Consider the following 16,731-nt stretch of genomic DNA (forward strand, 5'->3'; position numbering starts at 1 on the left):
GCCCCCAGTGGCTCCAGATTGCGGCTACTCGCCTACTTCAGCTTTGGAAACCCTCGCAGGCCTGCAGCAGGACGGCAAGCTGATAGGCGTTCATTTCACACGTACCCGCCTTGAAGGAGCGGATCAGCACGCAGATCCAGGTGACGTCTCAAACCGGTGGCGGAAGCCAGATATCCGGCCCTGGATGCGGCAGGTTGAGCGCTACAGAACGGGCCGTAGAAACAGGTTGACTTGAGAATGAATCGACAGGCGATGCTTTCACCAAGAGAACATCATTTCTACGTTGCGATTGCCAAGTTCCTTTTTCGCCATCCGGAGCACGGCATTGTGTCTGTGCGGGACCCGATCAAGGTCAAGGACGCAGAGCGGTACGGGCTCAGCCCCCTCATACTCTATGGATTGACCGTTACCGGGTTGCCCATTCGGTGGATGACCTTTGCCCCGGTCGATCAGCCCAGGGCCTTCCGGGATGTTCTTTTGGATGCGTGGCGTAGCGCCGAGGGCTTGCGTGGCCGACCGGACATTCTGCGGATCAACCGCCACCTCGCGACGGCCAGCCCTGGACTGGTAGAGGAAATGGCAAGAATTGGAGTCCAGGTCGAGGTCGCCGATGCCAAGGAGAAATCCCTTCCAGCTTCCCTGCGCTCAGCCCAGGACTCCAGCCGGTGGCTGCTGAGGAAGCACGACGGAAAAGACCGGTCTCTTACCGGGTCCATCCAGGCCCTTTGCCGGGACGCTCAAAATAACCACGATTTTCGTTTCAGGGATGGTCACAGAGGCGTGAACAGCCGCGAGGTCGAGGACAGAATCCAGCAGTGGCTGGCCTTACCGGCGCAAGTACCGGTGCCAACAATTACAGTTGGGCTCGACTGGGAACCCGGTCCATGGATGTCGTCCTGGGAGACCTCTCTGCCGCCCGATCAGCCCCGTTATTTCAACCTCGACGGGTTCGATGGCAGAACTTGGCTGGTGACAGGTGAGAAGGCACCGGAGGACATCGTTGAGGACGATGATTTCTGGGCCGACAGTGACTATGACTACGCAGCCGAGATCGCCAAGAACCTCGTGGCGTGCTGGCCCAATTCGCCTGCAGACGTTGCCAAGTGTGCCGGGATCACCCTGCGGGAACTTCAATGGTTTACCTCGGGAAAGGCTCCCCTGGACCGGCATGCGCGCTTTGATCTCGAAGCCTTGCTCGGCATCGAATACGACGAACGCATGGGTAGTTATGTAGGGGCCGGGCCTTATGTCCTGGTGGCCCACAAACCCCAGGCCATCAAGGAGGTCTACGAAGCCATTTCCAAAGGCGGAGACGCACGTCCCTGTGAGATTGTCCCTCGCCAGGGAGCTGCAGACCCAAGCTGGCGATACGTGTTGATCAATACGTATGGAGAGCCCCCGAGCATTGTGATGGCACCTCGCGGAGCAAATATCACGGAGCGTCTTCCGGACTTGCTTATGAATTATGACGGCATCAGGGCTGTCGCTCCGGAGTTCTACCGGGATGTCGTTTCTACCTGCGCCCGGGCCTGCCGCGAACCTGCCGTCAACATCCGGGAGATGAAAGACTTTATGAAACGCTACGAAGCGCACTGGGCAGATTGCGCCTGGCAGCCAGAGTGATCTACAGGTACTTCTTAAACGTCGCCGCCGCGATGCACACCGCCACGCCGAGCAATGCAGCGCTGGGCAGCAGGATCAGCAGCGGGTTCACGCTGACCGGCAGTGCCAGGTAAGTCACCCACGGCAGCACGGCCAGCGGGATCAGGCTGGCCCTGGCGCGGTGATAGATGAACCCCGACTCGCGGCCCGCGCCGAAGCGGCGGATGTCCCGGCGCACCAGGCCGTCCACCAGCCCGACGAAGGCGGCTATCAGGAACAGCGGCAGGGTCAGGCACAGCACCAACACCCGCACGAGGAAAACCAACGTCGTGTAGGCCGAGGCGATCAGGTAGCTCTCCACGTTCACGTAGACCAAGCCGATGTAGTAGCGGAAATCCTTGGTCGGGCGGTGGCTGCTGGCGCTGGCCTGCGCCGAGGCGTCGCGTATCCAGTCCAGCAGGCCGCTTTTCACGAACAGCCAGTCGTAGCCCAGCTCGACCAGCCGGTGCGCGGTGCGCCCCGGCTCCTGCACCAGCGCGCTGCGCGTGAAATGCCTGGGGAGCTGATCCAGCTCGTAGTGCAGCATGCCCTGCGCGTGGCGCCAGCCCTGATCGGGCCAGAAGAAGTGCATGCCGACACATTCGATCAAAATGCACAGCAGCAGCGCGCCGCACAGCACGCCGAAGAAGCGGAACGGCAGCGTGACCAGGCCGGCGATCAGTCCCTGCTGTCGTTGCTGCTGGCGCTGGGTCGCGACGGCCGGATCGCTCATGCTTCGGCCTCTTCGGCCGCGGCCATCTGCTTGAAGTCGTCCAGCAGGTCGTCGGGCAGCGCCTTGTCCTGCAGGCCGGGAATACCTTGGTTCTCCCACCAGTCTCCTGCCTCGACGTAGTGCTGCCGCATATAGCTGGCCAGCTCCTGCAGATCCTTCGGCATGGCTTCGTCGAGATCGGGTGCCGGCAGCGGCATGCGAACTTTCCAGAGATTGCCGCCCTCGATCAGCGCGAAGCATTGCCCCTTGGGCAGCGCCACCACATGCGCGGGCTCGATCAATGGCACGCTAGTCGTGCTGATACGGTCCTGGGTGTTGGACGTGAACGCGGTATTACCGTGCGGGTCGGAGCTGTCGGTGGCGCCGCTCATCAGTGCCGTGGCGTACACCTCGACCTTGGGCAGCTGTCGCGTCAGCAACTCGGCGGTGGCGGTCTCGCGCACGCGCAGCATGAACAGGTTGTTGAAGTTACCGACCACCTGGCCGGCCTTGGCACGGTTGCCGATGCGGGCCTCGATGTCGCTCAAGGTCTGCGTGTAGGCTGTCACCTGCACGCCAGCACCGCCGCCCTTGTTGACCATCGGAATGAACTCGTCGCCCATGAGTTCATTGAATTCGTCGGCGTGGACGTTGATCGGAATCTTGGTGCCCGCCGCGGCGCCGGGTAGCCCGTCGTCGATGCCGAACTTGTAGATGTGGCCGGCGACCGAGACCAGATCGCTGAACATCGAGTTGCCCACCGCCGCCGCGACTTCGGCGTCGGACAGCGCATCCAGTCCCACGTAGACCACCGCACGTTTGCGGATGACCTGCATCCAGTCGAAGATCGGCCGCGGGTCGAACAGGTCGGAATAGTTCGGTGCGAGCAGTTGCGCGATCTTGCCGGTAGTGAGCTTCTCCAGCAGCGGCAGCAGCGAAGCGACGATCTTGTCGAAGTACGTCCGGTCGTAGCGCACGGCGCTGCGCAGGCCGTCGAGCACCGGGTCATAGATGCGCACCTGGGACAGGTACTGTTCGAGGGCCACCACGCGCTTCTCGCGCCCGATCATGTTGCGCGGGATGTTCTTGTCGTTCAGCTTCGCTTCGAGCTGGACGATGACCTCCCAGGCCTTCGGCTCGTTCTTGGCGAAGTAGTGCTGGGCGTACTCGATGAACAGCGCGTCGATGTTGATGACGTGGCGCTGGATCAGCAGGTAGTCCGGCCGCTGCCCCAGCTCGACCAGGGCGCGCGCGATGATGTTGACGAACCGCCAGGCGAATTCGCGGAAGGCGGCGCTGTTGCCTTCGCCCGAGAGCTGTCCGGCGATGCGCGTGGCCACCTCGGAGATCCGCCCGAACCGGCCGACGGCGTTGTAGCGCGCCGAGATGTCCGGCCAGCCCAGGTGGAACACGTAGAACTCGCCTTCGCGCCCGGCGCGCTTGGCCTCGACGTACATGCGCTTCAACAGGTCCGCATCGCCCTTGGGGTCGAAGACGATCACCACCTCGTGCTCGCCGCGGACCTTGCGGCGGATGTCCTGGGTGATGAACAGCTCGGCCAGCCGCGTCTTGCCCACGCGCGTGGTGCCCAGCACCAGGGTGTGGCCGACGCGCTCGCCCAGCGGCAGGGTGACGTCGACCTCGGCCGGCTCAATGCCATGCAGGCGCGGCAGTCCACCGACTGGCGGCAGTGGCCGCGCCGGGTTGAGCGGGCTGTCCCAGGCCAACGCGCGCGCCAGTGTCGAGACGGGAAACGGCGCGAACTCAAGCCGCTCCTCCAGCCGCCGGGCGGCCCGGTAGATCGCCGTCGGCTCGACATAGCGGCGGAACCCCGGCCGGTAGGTCTGCATCAGCCGGTGCGTGTGCCGCTGCTCCCAGCGAAAGCCTCGGCCGACGAACAGCCGCTGTTGGCTCACCGGCACGTCGCGGCTGGTCATCACGTAGCGCGGCAGGCGGCGGATGTTGCGGCGATAGCGCAGGATCGCCCAGGCATCGCGCAGGCGAATCGCGCCGAAGATCAGGAAGGCCAGTGCCGAGCCCAGGCCGAGCAGCGGGTTCAGCGCGAGCGACCACGGTGCCACCAGGCACAGAATCGCGGCGCCGGTGCAGACCGCCACGGTATGAAGCTCCACCGCTGGCCGCAGCAGAACCTCGACCGCATGCGGTTGGGCCATTTGCGCACCTACTGCTCGACGCCGGTGGACGTGATGAGCACCGGGTAGTGGCGCAGGCCCAGGCGCTGGGCCAGGTCGTCGCCGGAGGCCGGCGAGAGGCTCAGGCCGGGAGCCAGGCTGCGCAGCGCCGTCAGCGCGGCCATCGACTCCACGTTGACCACCAGGCCCACGGCCTGCAGCTCGCGCAGCGCGGTCTGCCGCTGCCGCAGCCAGGCGCGCGAACGCTCGTCGTCGCCGATCAGGAACAGCGCCGTCAGGCCCGGCGCCCGGTTGACGCGGCGCTGCACCTCGCCCGGCGACAGTTGCATCGAGCGCACCGGCAGCATGGCGGCTTCGGCGTCGGCCGCATTGCCCACGCGAGGGGCCGGCATCGGGGCCGGCGGTGTGGCCTGATCCGGCTGAGGATTCAGCGACTGGTAGTACGGCAGCGCGGAGTCGCCGCCGCGGTCTTCGTCGACGATCAACGGCGCAGAGGCGGTCTGCGCGAAGACGGTGGTCGTGGGCAGCAGCCCGATGGTGGCGATGAGGACGATGTGGTTCATGGCGTGGTGGCCTGGAGGGTTGGAACGGGAACGTCGGGGTCGAGCACGCGGGTCAGGTGCCGATGCACACTGCGCCGGTAGCGCGCCGCGGGTGCCCCGCCGGCGGGCCGGTGGTAGCGGCCGATGGCAAGCAGCCAGTCCTCGCCCGGCGTGTGCTGTTCGCGCAGGATTTCCGCAGCGATGGCGAGGTTGCGGTACGGGTCCAGCAGCTCGCAGGGCTGCGTGTAGCGATGCGCGTGGTAGCCGAGATTGACCTGGCCGAGGCCGGCGTCGATGCGATTGGCCGGCGTGTGAGCGAGGGCACGGTGCAGCCCCGCGCAGGCCTCGGCGCGGGTGGCATAGCGCTGTGGCGAGCCGGCGACGTTGAGCGTCCACGGCCAGGGGATCAGGCGCCCGCGCAGCATGGCGCCGCTCTCCTGCAAGGCCACCGCGTACAGCACCGCCGCCGGCACGTCTGCACGGTGCGCCGCCAGTTGATAGGCCGGCGGCGGCACTTCCCGCGCCAGGGCGGCCAATGCCCAGCCGCCGGTGGTGAGCAGCAGCATGGCGCTGGCGCAGCGGATGGCGATGCGGGACGGCCGACGCTCCCGGCCCGGAGCACCTATTGCCGCTGCCATTGGCCGTTCACCTCGCGCACCACGGCTGGCAGCTCGCCGGGCAGGCCCAGCGACAGCCAGCGCCCGGCATCGTGGTTGAGCGTGATGGTGCGGGCGCGCACCCTGGCCGGATCGATGCCCGCCTGGGTGGCCCACTGCCGGATGCGCGCGTCGTCCTGACGGCTGCCGACCATGTAGAGGTCGAAGGCCGTGCCAGCCGCCTGCAACTGCTGCACGCGCTGCGCGCACGGTGCGCAGTCGGCCTTGACGAAGACGGCCAGGCGCCCGGAGCCGGTGTTGCCGGCACCCTGCGCCTTGGCGCCGGGCAGGCTCACGCGCGGCTGGCCGGGAAACAGGCGCTGCCACGCCGCGTCGTAGGCCCGCTGGTAGGCCAGCGTCTTGCCGACGCGCCGAGCCTCGGCCTGCACCTGCAACTCCGCGTAGCGCCTGCGCTCCTCCTCGCTGCGGGCCTCGATGCCCAGCGCCGTGAGCGGATCGAGCTGGGGCGAATAGACCCCGAGCGGCCCCTGCATCAGTTGCCGGTAACGTGCCCACTCCTCGGAGCGAAGCCCCCACTCCCGCGCCTGTCTCTCGTCGAGCGCGGCATCGGCGCCCGGCTGCACCTGGGCGGGCACCATGCGCGAGTTCGTCACCGGGGCCGGCTGGGCGGATGCGCCGAAGGCGGCGAACAGGACGACGGCAGCGAGCAACGACCGCAGGATCATGGTCAGCCTCCGCCGAGCCGCCTCAAGGAGGCTGAAGCCCCCTCGGGGGGCAGCGAACGAAGTGAGCGTGGGGGTCATGACACCTCCTACGGCACCGCGATGCGCTGCGTCTGGCCGTTCACCTGGAACACGCCCGCCTGCGCCTCGATGGACTGCAGTTGCCAGCCGCCCTCGGCATCGCCCTCACGCAGCAGCCGGGCGCCCGCGAGCGAGGCCGCGGCGGTGGAGGTGATCGACAGAAAGCGCTCGCCTCCCCGCAGCTCCACGCCGAGCACCCGGAACGGCGGCTCCGGCACCTTGGGCTTCGTCGCAACCGGAGCGCGCGCGCGAGCGGCGGATGCCACCTGCCGGGTCTTCTCCAGGCGGGTTTCGATTCCGCTCACGCGCGCCTGCAGCGTCTGCAGGTCGACGGCCAAGGCCCTCGTCTCGTCGGCCTCTTCGAGGCGCGTCATCCGCTCGTCCAGCGCCTGCCGCGCGGTGGCGAATTCGGCCTGGCTGATCGGCGCCGGCCGGCGCTTGTCCGCATCGGCCTGTTGTTCGAGATCGGCCACGCGCAGGACCAGCGCATTGACCTGCGCATCCTGTGCGGTGCTCTGGGTCTGTTCGGCGAGCCGCGACAAGCCGACGCTGTTGATGAGTGCCACGGCACTGATGAGCAGCAGCCAGAAGGCCGCGGAGATCTTGAGCCAGCGCGTGCGGGAATCGCGCTCGGATGACGCTTGGGGAAAGGTCATGGCTGCAGCTCCTCGGGCCGGTCGGCGTCCGGCACGGGCGTGGCGGTGTCGGGCCGGTCGGCGTCCGGCACGGGCGTGGCGGTGTCGGGCGGGTTGGCGGAAAGGAAGGCGGGAGCACCGCGCCGGCTGAAGCAGACCTGGCGAGTCAAGTCATCGACCGACAGCTCCCAGGCGGGGCCGGCAAGGGTCAGCAAGGCATCGCGCAGCATCAGCGGGCCCAGGCGCAGGTGTGCGGCAGGCAGCGGCAGCGCGTAGAGCGTGGCGGCCTCGGCCGCATCGCAGAGCCGGTAGCCGGAGCGCAGCAACACGTGGCGCATGGCATCGCCCAAGGTTGCGTCCGCCGTGGTGGGGATGGAGATGTCGATGACCTGCTGCAGCAGGTCACGCTGCGCGGCGTCGGGTACCAGCTCGATCAGCGTGTAGCGGCCGTAGCGGGCGATCAGGATCAGGCCCGGAGCAGGCTCGTCCGCAGCGCTTTCGATGATCCCTGCCTGTCCTTGCGGCTGTTCCGTGGTGGCGCAGCCGGCCGCCAACATAGCCCCAGCCGAAAGTAGACCGACAGTAGCCAGTCGGTGAACAATGGGGTGGAAAGGTGAAGATCGATGCATGATTCGGCTCCTGTAGCGGAGCCGACACCTTCGATGCGTGAGAAGTCGAAGGCAGCAAAGAAAGGGAACCGGCGCTCAACCATCTTCTTTCTAACCAACCAGATGATGCGCGCTATTTAATGATTAGCAATAGATGACGATTTGAGGCAGCCAGAGTGGATTGCCAACTTGAATCAGCCTCTTTCTTTGACTGCAATATAGCTTTCGGGCTATATTTCTCCGGCCGAGCTGGAGTCGATTGCATGGCTGGGTCGTGGCGGTTCTGTATCGCTGGTACCTCGATTCTGAATATGGGGAAATTTGATGGCTTTTACTCGTAACCGCGGATCAGGCGATCCGAACGAGCCGCCCAAGCCTATGGTTTCGCACGAGGTCGAAGGTTTGCGAGAGTTGCGGCAACTCGCCGGCAAGGGGCAAGCCGACATCGCATCTGCTCTGAACATCAAACAACCATCGGTATCCAAGATCGAGAAGCAAACCGACATGTATCTCTCGACGTTACGCAGCTATGTCGAAGCCATCGGGGGGGAGCTGGAATTGACTGTCAAGCTGCCAGAACGGCCGGTGCTGCGCATCCATCATCTCGGTACAGTTTCGGCTGTCATGGCGGCAAAGCTGTCGACCCGGAGAAAAAATGACGAATCGTCGCCAAGGCGGCGCCATGGATGAACTGCAGCGATCCATCTACGTCGATCGGTTCCGTTTGGCGTTCCATACCCAGAAGGGTACCGCTTTTCAGGACTGGTTCGTGCGTCTGGCGGGCTACGCCTTCGGCCCCGATTTCGAGGAGGTTCGCCCCTATGGTCTTTATGGGGATCTGAAATGCGATGGACTTCGGATTAGCACGGGCTCGGTGTTCCAGTGCTATGCGCCTGAGGCGATGAAGGAAACCGAGCTTATCGCGAAGATCAATGAGGATTTCCATGGCGCCCGCGTGCATTGGGCCGACAACATGCAGGAATGGGTGCTCGTCCACAATGATGGCCGTGGCCTGCCGCCTAACGCCGTTCAGCATCTCGATGGCCTTCGCAATGCCTACGCGCCGCTCAAGATCGCGACTTGGTCCGAGCCAGAACTGCTCACGCTCGCCATGGGCCTTGATCTGTCTGCCCTTCAGGCCCTCTTTGGCCCCGCCGCCTCAATCGCCATTGTGGACCGGCTTGTCATGTCTGATCTGGTGCCAATTATCGAGGCGCTTCAACGGCAGGAACCTAATCCGGGTGATCCACCCCTGACACCGCCCTCGTCAGAGAAGCTGGAGAAGAATGCGCTCTCGGATGAGTCCGGTCTCTTTCTGCGAATTGGTCGTCGCAAATCTGCTCTCGCCGATGCCTTCTTCCGCAAGAGCCCGCGCCCCGATCTCGGTGAGCGCATCGCCGAAGCCTTCCGTCTGCGTTATGCGGAGTTGAAGGCGCTCGACCTGCCGGCCGACACGATCTTCAGGCATCTTCAGGACTATGCCGGATTCAATGGCGAGCCCAAGCGTCAGGGCGCAGCTCTAGCGGTTCTCGCCTATTTCTTCGATAGCTGCGACATCTTCGAAGACCCGATTGCTTCCGTGGAGGCGTCATGATTCTGCCGACGAAGCATGTTCGTTCCGACCGCGCACTCATTGGCGTCGGTGCAGAAGTCCTCGACATCCTTAAGCGGCCGCTGACTATGTCGCGGCTATGGGACGAGGTGCGTGGCCGTCGCTCCCTGCACGCGCCCAATGCCCCAATTGATTACCAGTGGTTCGTCCTGTCGCTGGACCTGCTCTACATGATCGGCGCGCTTGAGTTCGATCGCGGCTTGGTGCGGAGGACTCGGCCATGATCCGACGCTTTGGAAGCGATCTCGCTTCCTTCAAGGCGCTGAACTTAAAGCCCGGCTTGAACGTCCTGCTCGCCGACAAGAGCGAAGGTGCGAACGACCGACAGTCGAGAAACGGTGCAGGTAAGACCAGCTTTATCGAACTGGTGCATTTCCTGTTCGGAGCCGATGTGCGCAAGGAGAACATTTTCCGCTCGGAGGCGCTGGCACCTTGGACCTTCGACGTCACCGTCGACATCGCCGGCGAGACCGTATCGGCCGCCCGCAGTGGCACCAAGCCTAGCCGCATCCTCGTCAACGGGGCTGTGGAATCGTGGCCGATCGCGCCGCAATTTGATCAGCGCGCCGGATTGTTCGAGCTATCCAACGAAAATTGGAAGGCCAATCTCGGGCATCTCTGGTTTGGCTTGCCCATCTCGGCCGGCGATGAGGTCGAGCGCTTCCAGCCGTCGTTCCGTTCGCTCTTCTCCTACTTTGTCAGGCGGCAAAATGGCGGCGGTTTCCAGCAGCCGATGCAGCATTCGACGATGCAGCAAAGCTGGGACCAGCAGGTCTCGATCTGCTATTTGCTCGGTCTCGATTGGAGCATTCCTGGCCGGTTCCAGGAACTGAGGGCGCAGGAAAAGGTCGCGCAGGAATTACGGAAGGCTGCCCGCAGCGGCGACCTCGGCCGCTTCTTCGGTAAGGCCGCCGATCTTCGGACACGGCTAACTATCGCCGAGGCCCACGCCAAACGACTCCGCAGCCAGCTCGAAACGTTTGAGGTTGTGCCTGAATACAAGGCACTTGAGCAGGAAGCCAATGAGATCACGCGCGAGATCGACAGCCTGAACGTAGAGAACGTGATCGATGGCAATCTCCTGCAACAGCTTCGAGCATCGTTGGCCGACGAAGACGCGCCGGATCTGGGTGATGTAACGAAGCTCTATGCCGAAGCCGGTGTCGTCCTGCCCGATATGGTACGGCGGCGTTTTGATGAGGTCGAACTCTTCCATCGGGCCATCATCGAAAACCGGCGCGCGCATTTGAATGCCGAGATCGCCTCGGCAGAGGCACGGGTTGTCGAGCGGGATCAGAGGATCTCCGAGCGCGACCGTCGGCGCCGGCAGATCATGGGAGTCCTGCGCTCCGGCGGGGCACTTGAGCATTATGTGTCCTTGCGTGAGGAAGCCGGAAGGGCCGAGGCCGAGGTCGAAGGATTGCGCCAACGGCTTGAAACCGCCGAGCGGATAGAAAGCACAAAGGCCGAACTCGATATCAAGCGAGCCAATCTGACCAAGGCGCTCCGCGACGACATCCATGAACGTAGCGACATCACCCGCGAAGCGATCCTTGCGTTTGAGTCGCTATCGGAATCCCTGTACGAAAAGGCCGGTAGCCTGACGATTTCCGAAACTGGAGGTGGTCCGCAATTCGAGGTCCATATCGATGGACAGCGAAGCAAGGGCATCACCAACATGCAGATTTTCTGCTTCGATCTCATGTTGACTGAGATCAGTTTGAAGAATGGGCGCGGCCCCGGCTTCCTGATTCACGACAGTCATCTGTTCGACGGCGTCGATGAGCGTCAGATCGCAAAGGCATTGCAACTTGGTGCTGAACGGGCGGAGGCGGCTGGTTTTCAATACATCGTCACGATGAACTCGGACGTGCTGCCACGTGAGGGGTTCAAGCCGGGCTTCGATATTCGCGCTCATGTCATGGACACGAAGCTGACTGATGCGACCGATACTGGAGGGTTGTTTGGTTTGCGCTTCGAATAGCGTCCGCCATGCAGCCAAATATACTAAGATTAAAAAATGACAAAGTTCCCAAGAGCCTTTCTATCTCACGGACATGTTGACAAACATATAGTGAGAGAAGTTGCGCGCAATCTCGGGCGCGCAGCCGTCATTTACGACGAGTTCGAGTTTTCGGTTGGCGATGAATTCCGTGATGCCATCATCAAAGGCATCGATCGATCAGATGTATTTATTCTGTTTGCAAGCCGGGCCTCGCTCCAACGAGATTGGGTTAAATTAGAAATAGAACTCGCTTCCGAAGCGCTCATCAAGAATGCACTCAGTAAGGTGACAACCTATATCGTTGATCAGGAGCTAACCCACGACGACCTTCCTGAATGGATGCGGGCAACGCTCATCAGGAAAGAGGCATCGCCGGGTCTGATCGCCACCGACATCCGGCGTATCATCAGTCAACGTCTTGGAGAGCGCATTCCGAGATACTTTGTCGGACGTAGGGCTGAGATCGAGCAATCGCTCGAAACCATATCAGGCTTCACAGATCCCAATTTCCGCCCGCCTCTAATCGTTTACGGCCTAAAGGGTATCGGCAGACGCTCGCTTGTCCAAGCGATTGCACGCGACAACCTATCCTTTGCCTCAATATTGCCAATTAACCTCCACGCGGGCGATCTCTTGCCTGAGACATCGATCCGCGTCGCCGAAGCGATTTCACCAGGGGGTATCTCCGACTTGGTGGCTTTTCTGAAGCAGCAAGAGCAAAAAGCGAAGGAGAACTTGGTCGACGAGATAACCTCTCTGTTGCGTCAGGCCTGCCAAGCGGGGACGTTGCCGATATTTGTCGACGAAGGCGCCCTAGCCGCCGAGAATGGCGTGATGAGACCCGAGTTCGATGCGCTGTACAACGCGATTTCGTCTGATCGGGATACTGACGCCATGATCGTTTCAAGCAGGAGGCTGTATCGACCTGCCGAAAACCCGTGCCCGTCCGTGCGCGTCCCCGAACTTGATCAAACATCAACGCAGAATCTGTTGCGTATCGCCGGACGCGACGTCGGCTTGGTATTCGATCGAACCGCGCTTACGGCAATCGCAACCTACGCTCGTGGCTATCCTCCCGCTGTACGATTTATTCTTGATGAGGCTCGGCTTCGCGGAATCTCGCAAGTCGTAACTGATCAACGTGCATTGGTGAATTTTAATGCCGAACAGTTTCTCCGGCACTTAAGGGAGAACAGATCGCTAACACCGAGCATGCAGACGATCCTGCAGATCCTATCAAGCTTCAGCCCTCTCCCACTTCAGGTCATTGTGGCGTACTGCGCGCAAACGTCACACGATACAAGCGATGATCTGAACTTCTTACTTGACCTCGCGTTTGTTATGCCTGCCGGAATGCACTATCGCATCTCAGAGCCCATCCGTGATGCAGCATACAGAGCATTTGGCGGACTTCGCGTCGATACCAGGAAAGTGGCCGAGCTTCTTGAAGCGTACCTGGCAGATGAGCCTGACGATGACGCACGACTTGATCTCGGGCAAACGATTTTCCGAGCCAACCTCCTTGCAGGAAGCCAGGCTGACTCTCGATTCGCGATTGGATTTGCCGCAGATCTGATCAACGTAGCAACTAGGAGCTATCACGATCAAGACTACGACCTCGCTATCAAGTACGGTTCGTCTGCCTTGGACGTGCGGCCCGATAGCGTTGATGTACGACGCTATGTCGCGCAAGCTCTCATTCGGAAAGAGCGATATGATGAAGCAGAGCAGCATATCAGCGAGCTGCTTCGCCTCGGTGAACTTAAGGAGGCGTACTACGTGCGGGGCTTCGCCGCGCGACGGAAGCGAGAGTATCCTGAAGCGATCGAGGCTTACAAGAAGAGTCTCGCCAATGGCCGCCGAGGCGTCGCCATCCACCGGGAACTGGCAAGCTGCTTTTTTGAAACGGGGGATCTTCCAGCCGCCGAAGAGTATATTCGTCAGGCCGAGCAGCAGTCTCCGCATAACCCATATGTAGTTGATTTGAAATGCACGATTGCGCTTAGGCTTGGCGATCTCCCTACTGCTGAGCGCGCCCTTGAGATCCTTGACCGCATTGATTCAAGTGGATTCGCTGAGCATCGCCGCTCCACCTTCGAACAAGCAAACGGGAGCCCTGAGGATGCACTACGCTTCGCCCGTATCGCTGACCAAAAGATAGCCCACCCTCCCTTTGAGGTTCTCGCCAATTTAGCGAACTGCGAGATCGAGGCAGGAGAGTGCGAAGGCGCTTTGACCACGCTCGGGCGACTTCAGAAACGATTTGGTGCCATCAACCACGACGCTCAGGTTGGGCTACGGTGCAAATACGAAATCCGATTTGGTGAGGTCGAAGCCGCTGAAGGACTCTGGAGTCGGCTTCGCGACACAAGTACGCCCGTTCACCGAGGCCTTCGTCTGGCGATACTGAACCGCAAGCAAGCGCAGAGTGGACTGACGGTCGAAGAAGACGCCGAACGAACTCAGCTGATCGAGTATCAATCGACGGCAGAGCTTGAGCGTAACATGCGGTTAATCGGCTCAATGATGTCTCAATCTGAATAATGGGTTGGCGCTCACGGTCACTCGCGGCGGGTTCATATTGCTTAGAAATCTGCGCCGTGTGCACCTACTATTATTGCCCTGCGGCAAAGACGGTACGCCGTGAGAACACCAAAGGAACCCTGACAAGAAAAGCGGCCCCCGAAGGGGCCGCCAAGTCCAGCACCGCTCAATGCACCAACTGCCGGGCCAGTGCCACCTCCACCGAGTCGCCGTCCTGGTTCAGGACATCGAGTCCGGATTCGGGCACGTCGCCCGATGTGCTCTGCGACACCATGATCTTCTTGGCCATCAACCCCAGGCAGGTCATCTGCGAGGAATTGGCGTAGCCGAGGTAGACCACGCGCACCGGCTGCTTCTGGCCGATGCGCCATGAGCGCCGGGCGGCCTGCTGCAGCGAATACACGTTGTAGCCGGACTGGAGGAACACGATGGTCGGGAACTCCAGCAGGTCCAGGCCGGTTTTCACCAGCTCGGGATTGGTGATGAGCACGTCGATGCCACGGTCCAACTGCTCGGCGATCCAGTCTTCGCGGCGGGAGGCATCCACGCTCGCGCGCAGTACCGCCACCTTGAAGCCTTCCTGCTCCAGCAGCACCTTCAAACGCGACGTGGTGTCGCGGGTGCCGGTGTAGACCGAATAGACCAGGGTCTTGCGACCTTCTGCTTTCTCCTGCTTGCAGATCTCGATCAGCTCGCGTTCCTTGGGCATCACCTCCAGCTCGTTGAACTGAGCCGGGACGAAGGCCAAGGTGTTGCGCGTGCGCGGATGCACCACCGTTTCCGACCGGAAGCAGCAGTCCGGCCAAGCCAGCAGCACGTTGAGGACCACACCGAGCAGCGTCGTGTCGCGCTTCGCCAGGGCCTGCTTCAGCTCCTGGGTCAGGCGACCCGCCAGATCGCGATAGGCCGCAGCTTGCGCCGTGTCCATCGCGACTTCGCGGAACTCCTCGTCGTAGGGCGGCAGCACATTTCCGCCGATGTCCTTCAACTTGAGGAAGACCGTGAACGGCAGGACGCAACGCAGCACGCCCTTGGGACCGAAACCCGGCGCCTTGACCGTGCGCACCGATACCTTGGTGCCCTTGGCTGTCTTGTGCGCCGTGCCGGTGCTCTCGGAATAGATGTCCTTGAGCACCCCGTGATCGCGCATGAACGCCATCGCGGCCGACGTCATGCTGCCGTTCTTCGTCGGCCGGTAGCCATCTTCGATCATCCGCCCCGGCAGGGCTCGGAACAGCAGGTGGAACAGGTCGTCGCCGTAGCCGCCCATCAGTGTGCCGGTGAGCAGCAGCGTCTTGCGCGCCTTGGCCGCCAACACCCCCATGGCCTGGCCCTGAGCGGAGCCGCCGTTCTTGTACTCGTGCGCCTCGTCGGCGATGAGCAGGTCGAACGTGCCTTGGGGAAGCTGCCTCTTGATGAACTCGGACGGCTGGTAGCCGCCCTCGCCGAAGCCGAACTCCATGTTGGCCATCGCACGTTCCATGCGATGGGCTTGCCGGTCCGAGAAGACCAGCTCGCCGTTGCCATCCATCAGGTTGATGAACTCGTGGATGTTGTCCCCGAGCATCGACGCGAGGAAGGCGTCGCCGAACTTCTGCATCAGCTTCTGCGCGGTGACTTCCCCGATGGTTGGAATACGCTTCAGTGCCTTGAGCACGGTCGAGGACTGGTCGCTGGCGGACAGGCCTCTGGGACGGATCAACGACCACAGCGGTGCACGGCAGTGGCTGCATTTGCGGCGGGACTCCTCGGCTTCGAGTTCGACCGGGTTGATCGGCTCGCCGTCGAGGTCGGTGATGACATGCCCGCAATCCGGGCAGGCCCCCACGTCGCCGTGAGGCGCGCGCCGCCGAACGAAGACAGGTTTCCAGTGGAACCCCATCCGCATCCGCACGCGGCCCAGGACGAAGAACTCCTGCCCCTGCGCCGGCACGCCCAACTGCTCGCGCAGTTTCAGCAGCTTGACCAGCGTGTCCGGGCCATTGAGCACCCAGACCTTGGCACCGGCCACCGTCTCCTGGATTTCGCGCCGCCACTTGTAGACCAGGTGGGGTGGCGAGAGCACCAGGGTGCGGCGGTAGCCTTCGGCGTTGAGCATGGCGGCCGTGGCGATGCCGACGGTCGTCTTGCCGCAGCCCATCTCGCCATTGACGATCGCGGCGCGTTCGCCGCGATCGACCAACAGCTCGGTGACGGCGTGGACCACATCGGCTTGCGCGGGGAACAGCTTGCGCTTGAGCGCGGCGAGGATCAGTTGCCGATGCCCCCGCACCTGGCCGGTGTAGACAGGAGGATTGGCGCGGTTGAGCGAGTCGAGCAGCTCGTCGCCGAACTCGGACACGAAGTCCTGCAGGCTGAGCGTGAGGGGTGAAGCGGCCGCTTCGAGCAGGTCGCCCTGCACAGCGGTTTCGGGAACGGTTTCGAGATCGAGGGACATGGTGATGCTCCAGAGCAATGGGGCATGTCACCTCCCCCACGGGGCGGTGACATGCCCCTGGGTGGGAAGAAAGACGCGGCAAAGAAATGTGTATGTGCCGCTGGATGCGGATCAGTATTCGCTGGGCAGCAGCAGCGTGGTGAGGCTGCGATCCCATTCGGTGATGATCCAAAGCTTCAGGTCGCGCGTGACCTGGTAGGACGAGAACAGACGATCCTCACCGGATTGCAGCGCGGCGTCGTTCTGCCGTCGATCGCTGTCGTCCAGGTCGCCCCAATCGCCATGAAGATGGCGGCGCAGGTACGGCGAGGGGTTGAGCCGGCCCTGTCGGACCAGCTCGTCAACGCCGGCGGTCATGACCACCTGCCCGGGCGAAAAGCGTGCTTGTGACGCGAGGTTGAGGACTGCGAGTGCCATGGTGG

15 protein-coding genes are annotated in these 16,731 nt (G+C 62.6%); 6 read left to right on the forward strand and 9 right to left on the reverse strand.

Features of this window, described 5'->3' with window-relative positions:
• Positions 1-237 precede the first annotated feature (237 nt).
• Positions 238-1,623 (forward strand): hypothetical protein, encoded by a 1,386-nt coding sequence (locus tag ACX1DW_RS10780; RefSeq protein WP_024162451.1) that lies wholly within the window; start codon positions 238-240, stop codon positions 1,621-1,623.
• Between the two features lies 1 nt (position 1,624).
• Here the strand turns inward: ACX1DW_RS10780 and ACX1DW_RS10785 are convergent, their stop codons facing one another.
• The 7 genes from ACX1DW_RS10785 to pilL2 all read right to left on the reverse strand — a co-directional run bounded on the left by ACX1DW_RS10785 (position 1,625) and on the right by pilL2 (position 7,732).
• On the reverse strand, positions 1,625-2,374 hold the full coding sequence (locus ACX1DW_RS10785; RefSeq protein WP_458993344.1) for a TIGR03747 family integrating conjugative element membrane protein: 750 nt from the start codon (positions 2,372-2,374) through the stop codon (positions 1,625-1,627).
• Positions 2,371-4,527 (reverse strand): type IV conjugative transfer system coupling protein TraD, encoded by a 2,157-nt coding sequence (gene traD, locus ACX1DW_RS10790; protein WP_458993345.1) that lies wholly within the window; start codon positions 4,525-4,527, stop codon positions 2,371-2,373. The genes ACX1DW_RS10785 and traD overlap by 4 nt, the downstream gene beginning before the upstream one ends.
• 8 nt (positions 4,528-4,535) lie before the next feature.
• The gene (locus ACX1DW_RS10795; protein WP_014819591.1) at positions 4,536-5,069 is read right to left on the reverse strand and encodes an integrating conjugative element protein; all 534 of its coding nucleotides are present in this window, start codon (positions 5,067-5,069) and stop codon (positions 4,536-4,538) included.
• On the reverse strand, positions 5,066-5,686 hold the full coding sequence (locus ACX1DW_RS10800; RefSeq protein WP_011805428.1) for a lysozyme family protein: 621 nt from the start codon (positions 5,684-5,686) through the stop codon (positions 5,066-5,068). Before ACX1DW_RS10800 ends, ACX1DW_RS10795 begins: the two co-directional genes overlap by 4 nt.
• Positions 5,671-6,390 carry a TIGR03759 family integrating conjugative element protein gene (locus tag ACX1DW_RS10805; RefSeq protein WP_014819590.1) on the reverse strand — a complete coding sequence of 240 codons (720 nt, stop codon included), beginning with the start codon at positions 6,388-6,390 and terminating at the stop codon, positions 5,671-5,673. The genes ACX1DW_RS10800 and ACX1DW_RS10805 overlap by 16 nt, the downstream gene beginning before the upstream one ends.
• A gap of 86 nt (positions 6,391-6,476) precedes the next feature.
• Positions 6,477-7,124, reverse strand: a complete 648-nt coding sequence (locus ACX1DW_RS10810) for a hypothetical protein (protein WP_003294122.1) — start codon at positions 7,122-7,124, stop codon at positions 6,477-6,479.
• Positions 7,121-7,732 (reverse strand): PFGI-1 class ICE element type IV pilus protein PilL2, encoded by a 612-nt coding sequence (gene pilL2 / locus ACX1DW_RS10815; RefSeq protein ID WP_024162450.1) that lies wholly within the window; start codon positions 7,730-7,732, stop codon positions 7,121-7,123. Before pilL2 ends, ACX1DW_RS10810 begins: the two co-directional genes overlap by 4 nt.
• Before the next feature lie 303 nt (positions 7,733-8,035).
• Between pilL2 and ACX1DW_RS10820 the strand changes: the two genes are divergently transcribed.
• Genes ACX1DW_RS10820 through ACX1DW_RS10840 form a run of 5 tightly spaced genes read left to right on the forward strand, consistent with a single transcriptional unit; the run spans position 8,036 to position 13,872 of the window.
• Positions 8,036-8,401 (forward strand): XRE family transcriptional regulator, encoded by a 366-nt coding sequence (locus tag ACX1DW_RS10820; RefSeq protein ID WP_023124346.1) that lies wholly within the window; start codon positions 8,036-8,038, stop codon positions 8,399-8,401.
• Positions 8,394-9,305: an ABC-three component system protein gene (locus tag ACX1DW_RS10825; protein ID WP_011805431.1), complete on the forward strand. Its 912-nt coding sequence runs from the start codon at positions 8,394-8,396 to the stop codon at positions 9,303-9,305. Before ACX1DW_RS10820 ends, ACX1DW_RS10825 begins: the two co-directional genes overlap by 8 nt.
• The gene (locus ACX1DW_RS10830; RefSeq protein WP_003294127.1) at positions 9,302-9,547 is read left to right on the forward strand and encodes an ABC-three component system middle component 6; all 246 of its coding nucleotides are present in this window, start codon (positions 9,302-9,304) and stop codon (positions 9,545-9,547) included. Before ACX1DW_RS10825 ends, ACX1DW_RS10830 begins: the two co-directional genes overlap by 4 nt.
• Positions 9,544-11,307, forward strand: a complete 1,764-nt coding sequence (locus ACX1DW_RS10835; RefSeq protein WP_003294130.1) for an ABC-three component system protein — start codon at positions 9,544-9,546, stop codon at positions 11,305-11,307. The genes ACX1DW_RS10830 and ACX1DW_RS10835 overlap by 4 nt, the downstream gene beginning before the upstream one ends.
• 36 nt (positions 11,308-11,343) lie before the next feature.
• Positions 11,344-13,872 (forward strand): toll/interleukin-1 receptor domain-containing protein, encoded by a 2,529-nt coding sequence (locus ACX1DW_RS10840; protein WP_011805432.1) that lies wholly within the window; start codon positions 11,344-11,346, stop codon positions 13,870-13,872.
• A 166-nt stretch (positions 13,873-14,038) separates the two neighbouring features.
• On the opposite strand, the gene ACX1DW_RS10845 is transcribed toward ACX1DW_RS10840, so the two are convergent.
• Both ACX1DW_RS10845 and ACX1DW_RS10850 read right to left on the reverse strand, forming a co-directional pair.
• A complete protein-coding gene (locus tag ACX1DW_RS10845) occupies positions 14,039-16,309 on the reverse strand; it encodes a helicase-related protein (RefSeq protein WP_019751267.1) in 2,271 nt (756 codons plus the stop codon).
• A 111-nt stretch (positions 16,310-16,420) separates the two neighbouring features.
• The gene (locus ACX1DW_RS10850) at positions 16,421-16,726 is read right to left on the reverse strand and encodes a hypothetical protein (RefSeq protein ID WP_011805435.1); all 306 of its coding nucleotides are present in this window, start codon (positions 16,724-16,726) and stop codon (positions 16,421-16,423) included.
• Positions 16,727-16,731 lie beyond the last annotated feature (5 nt).

It is taken from the genome of Stutzerimonas sp. KH-1 (genome assembly GCF_054483855.1).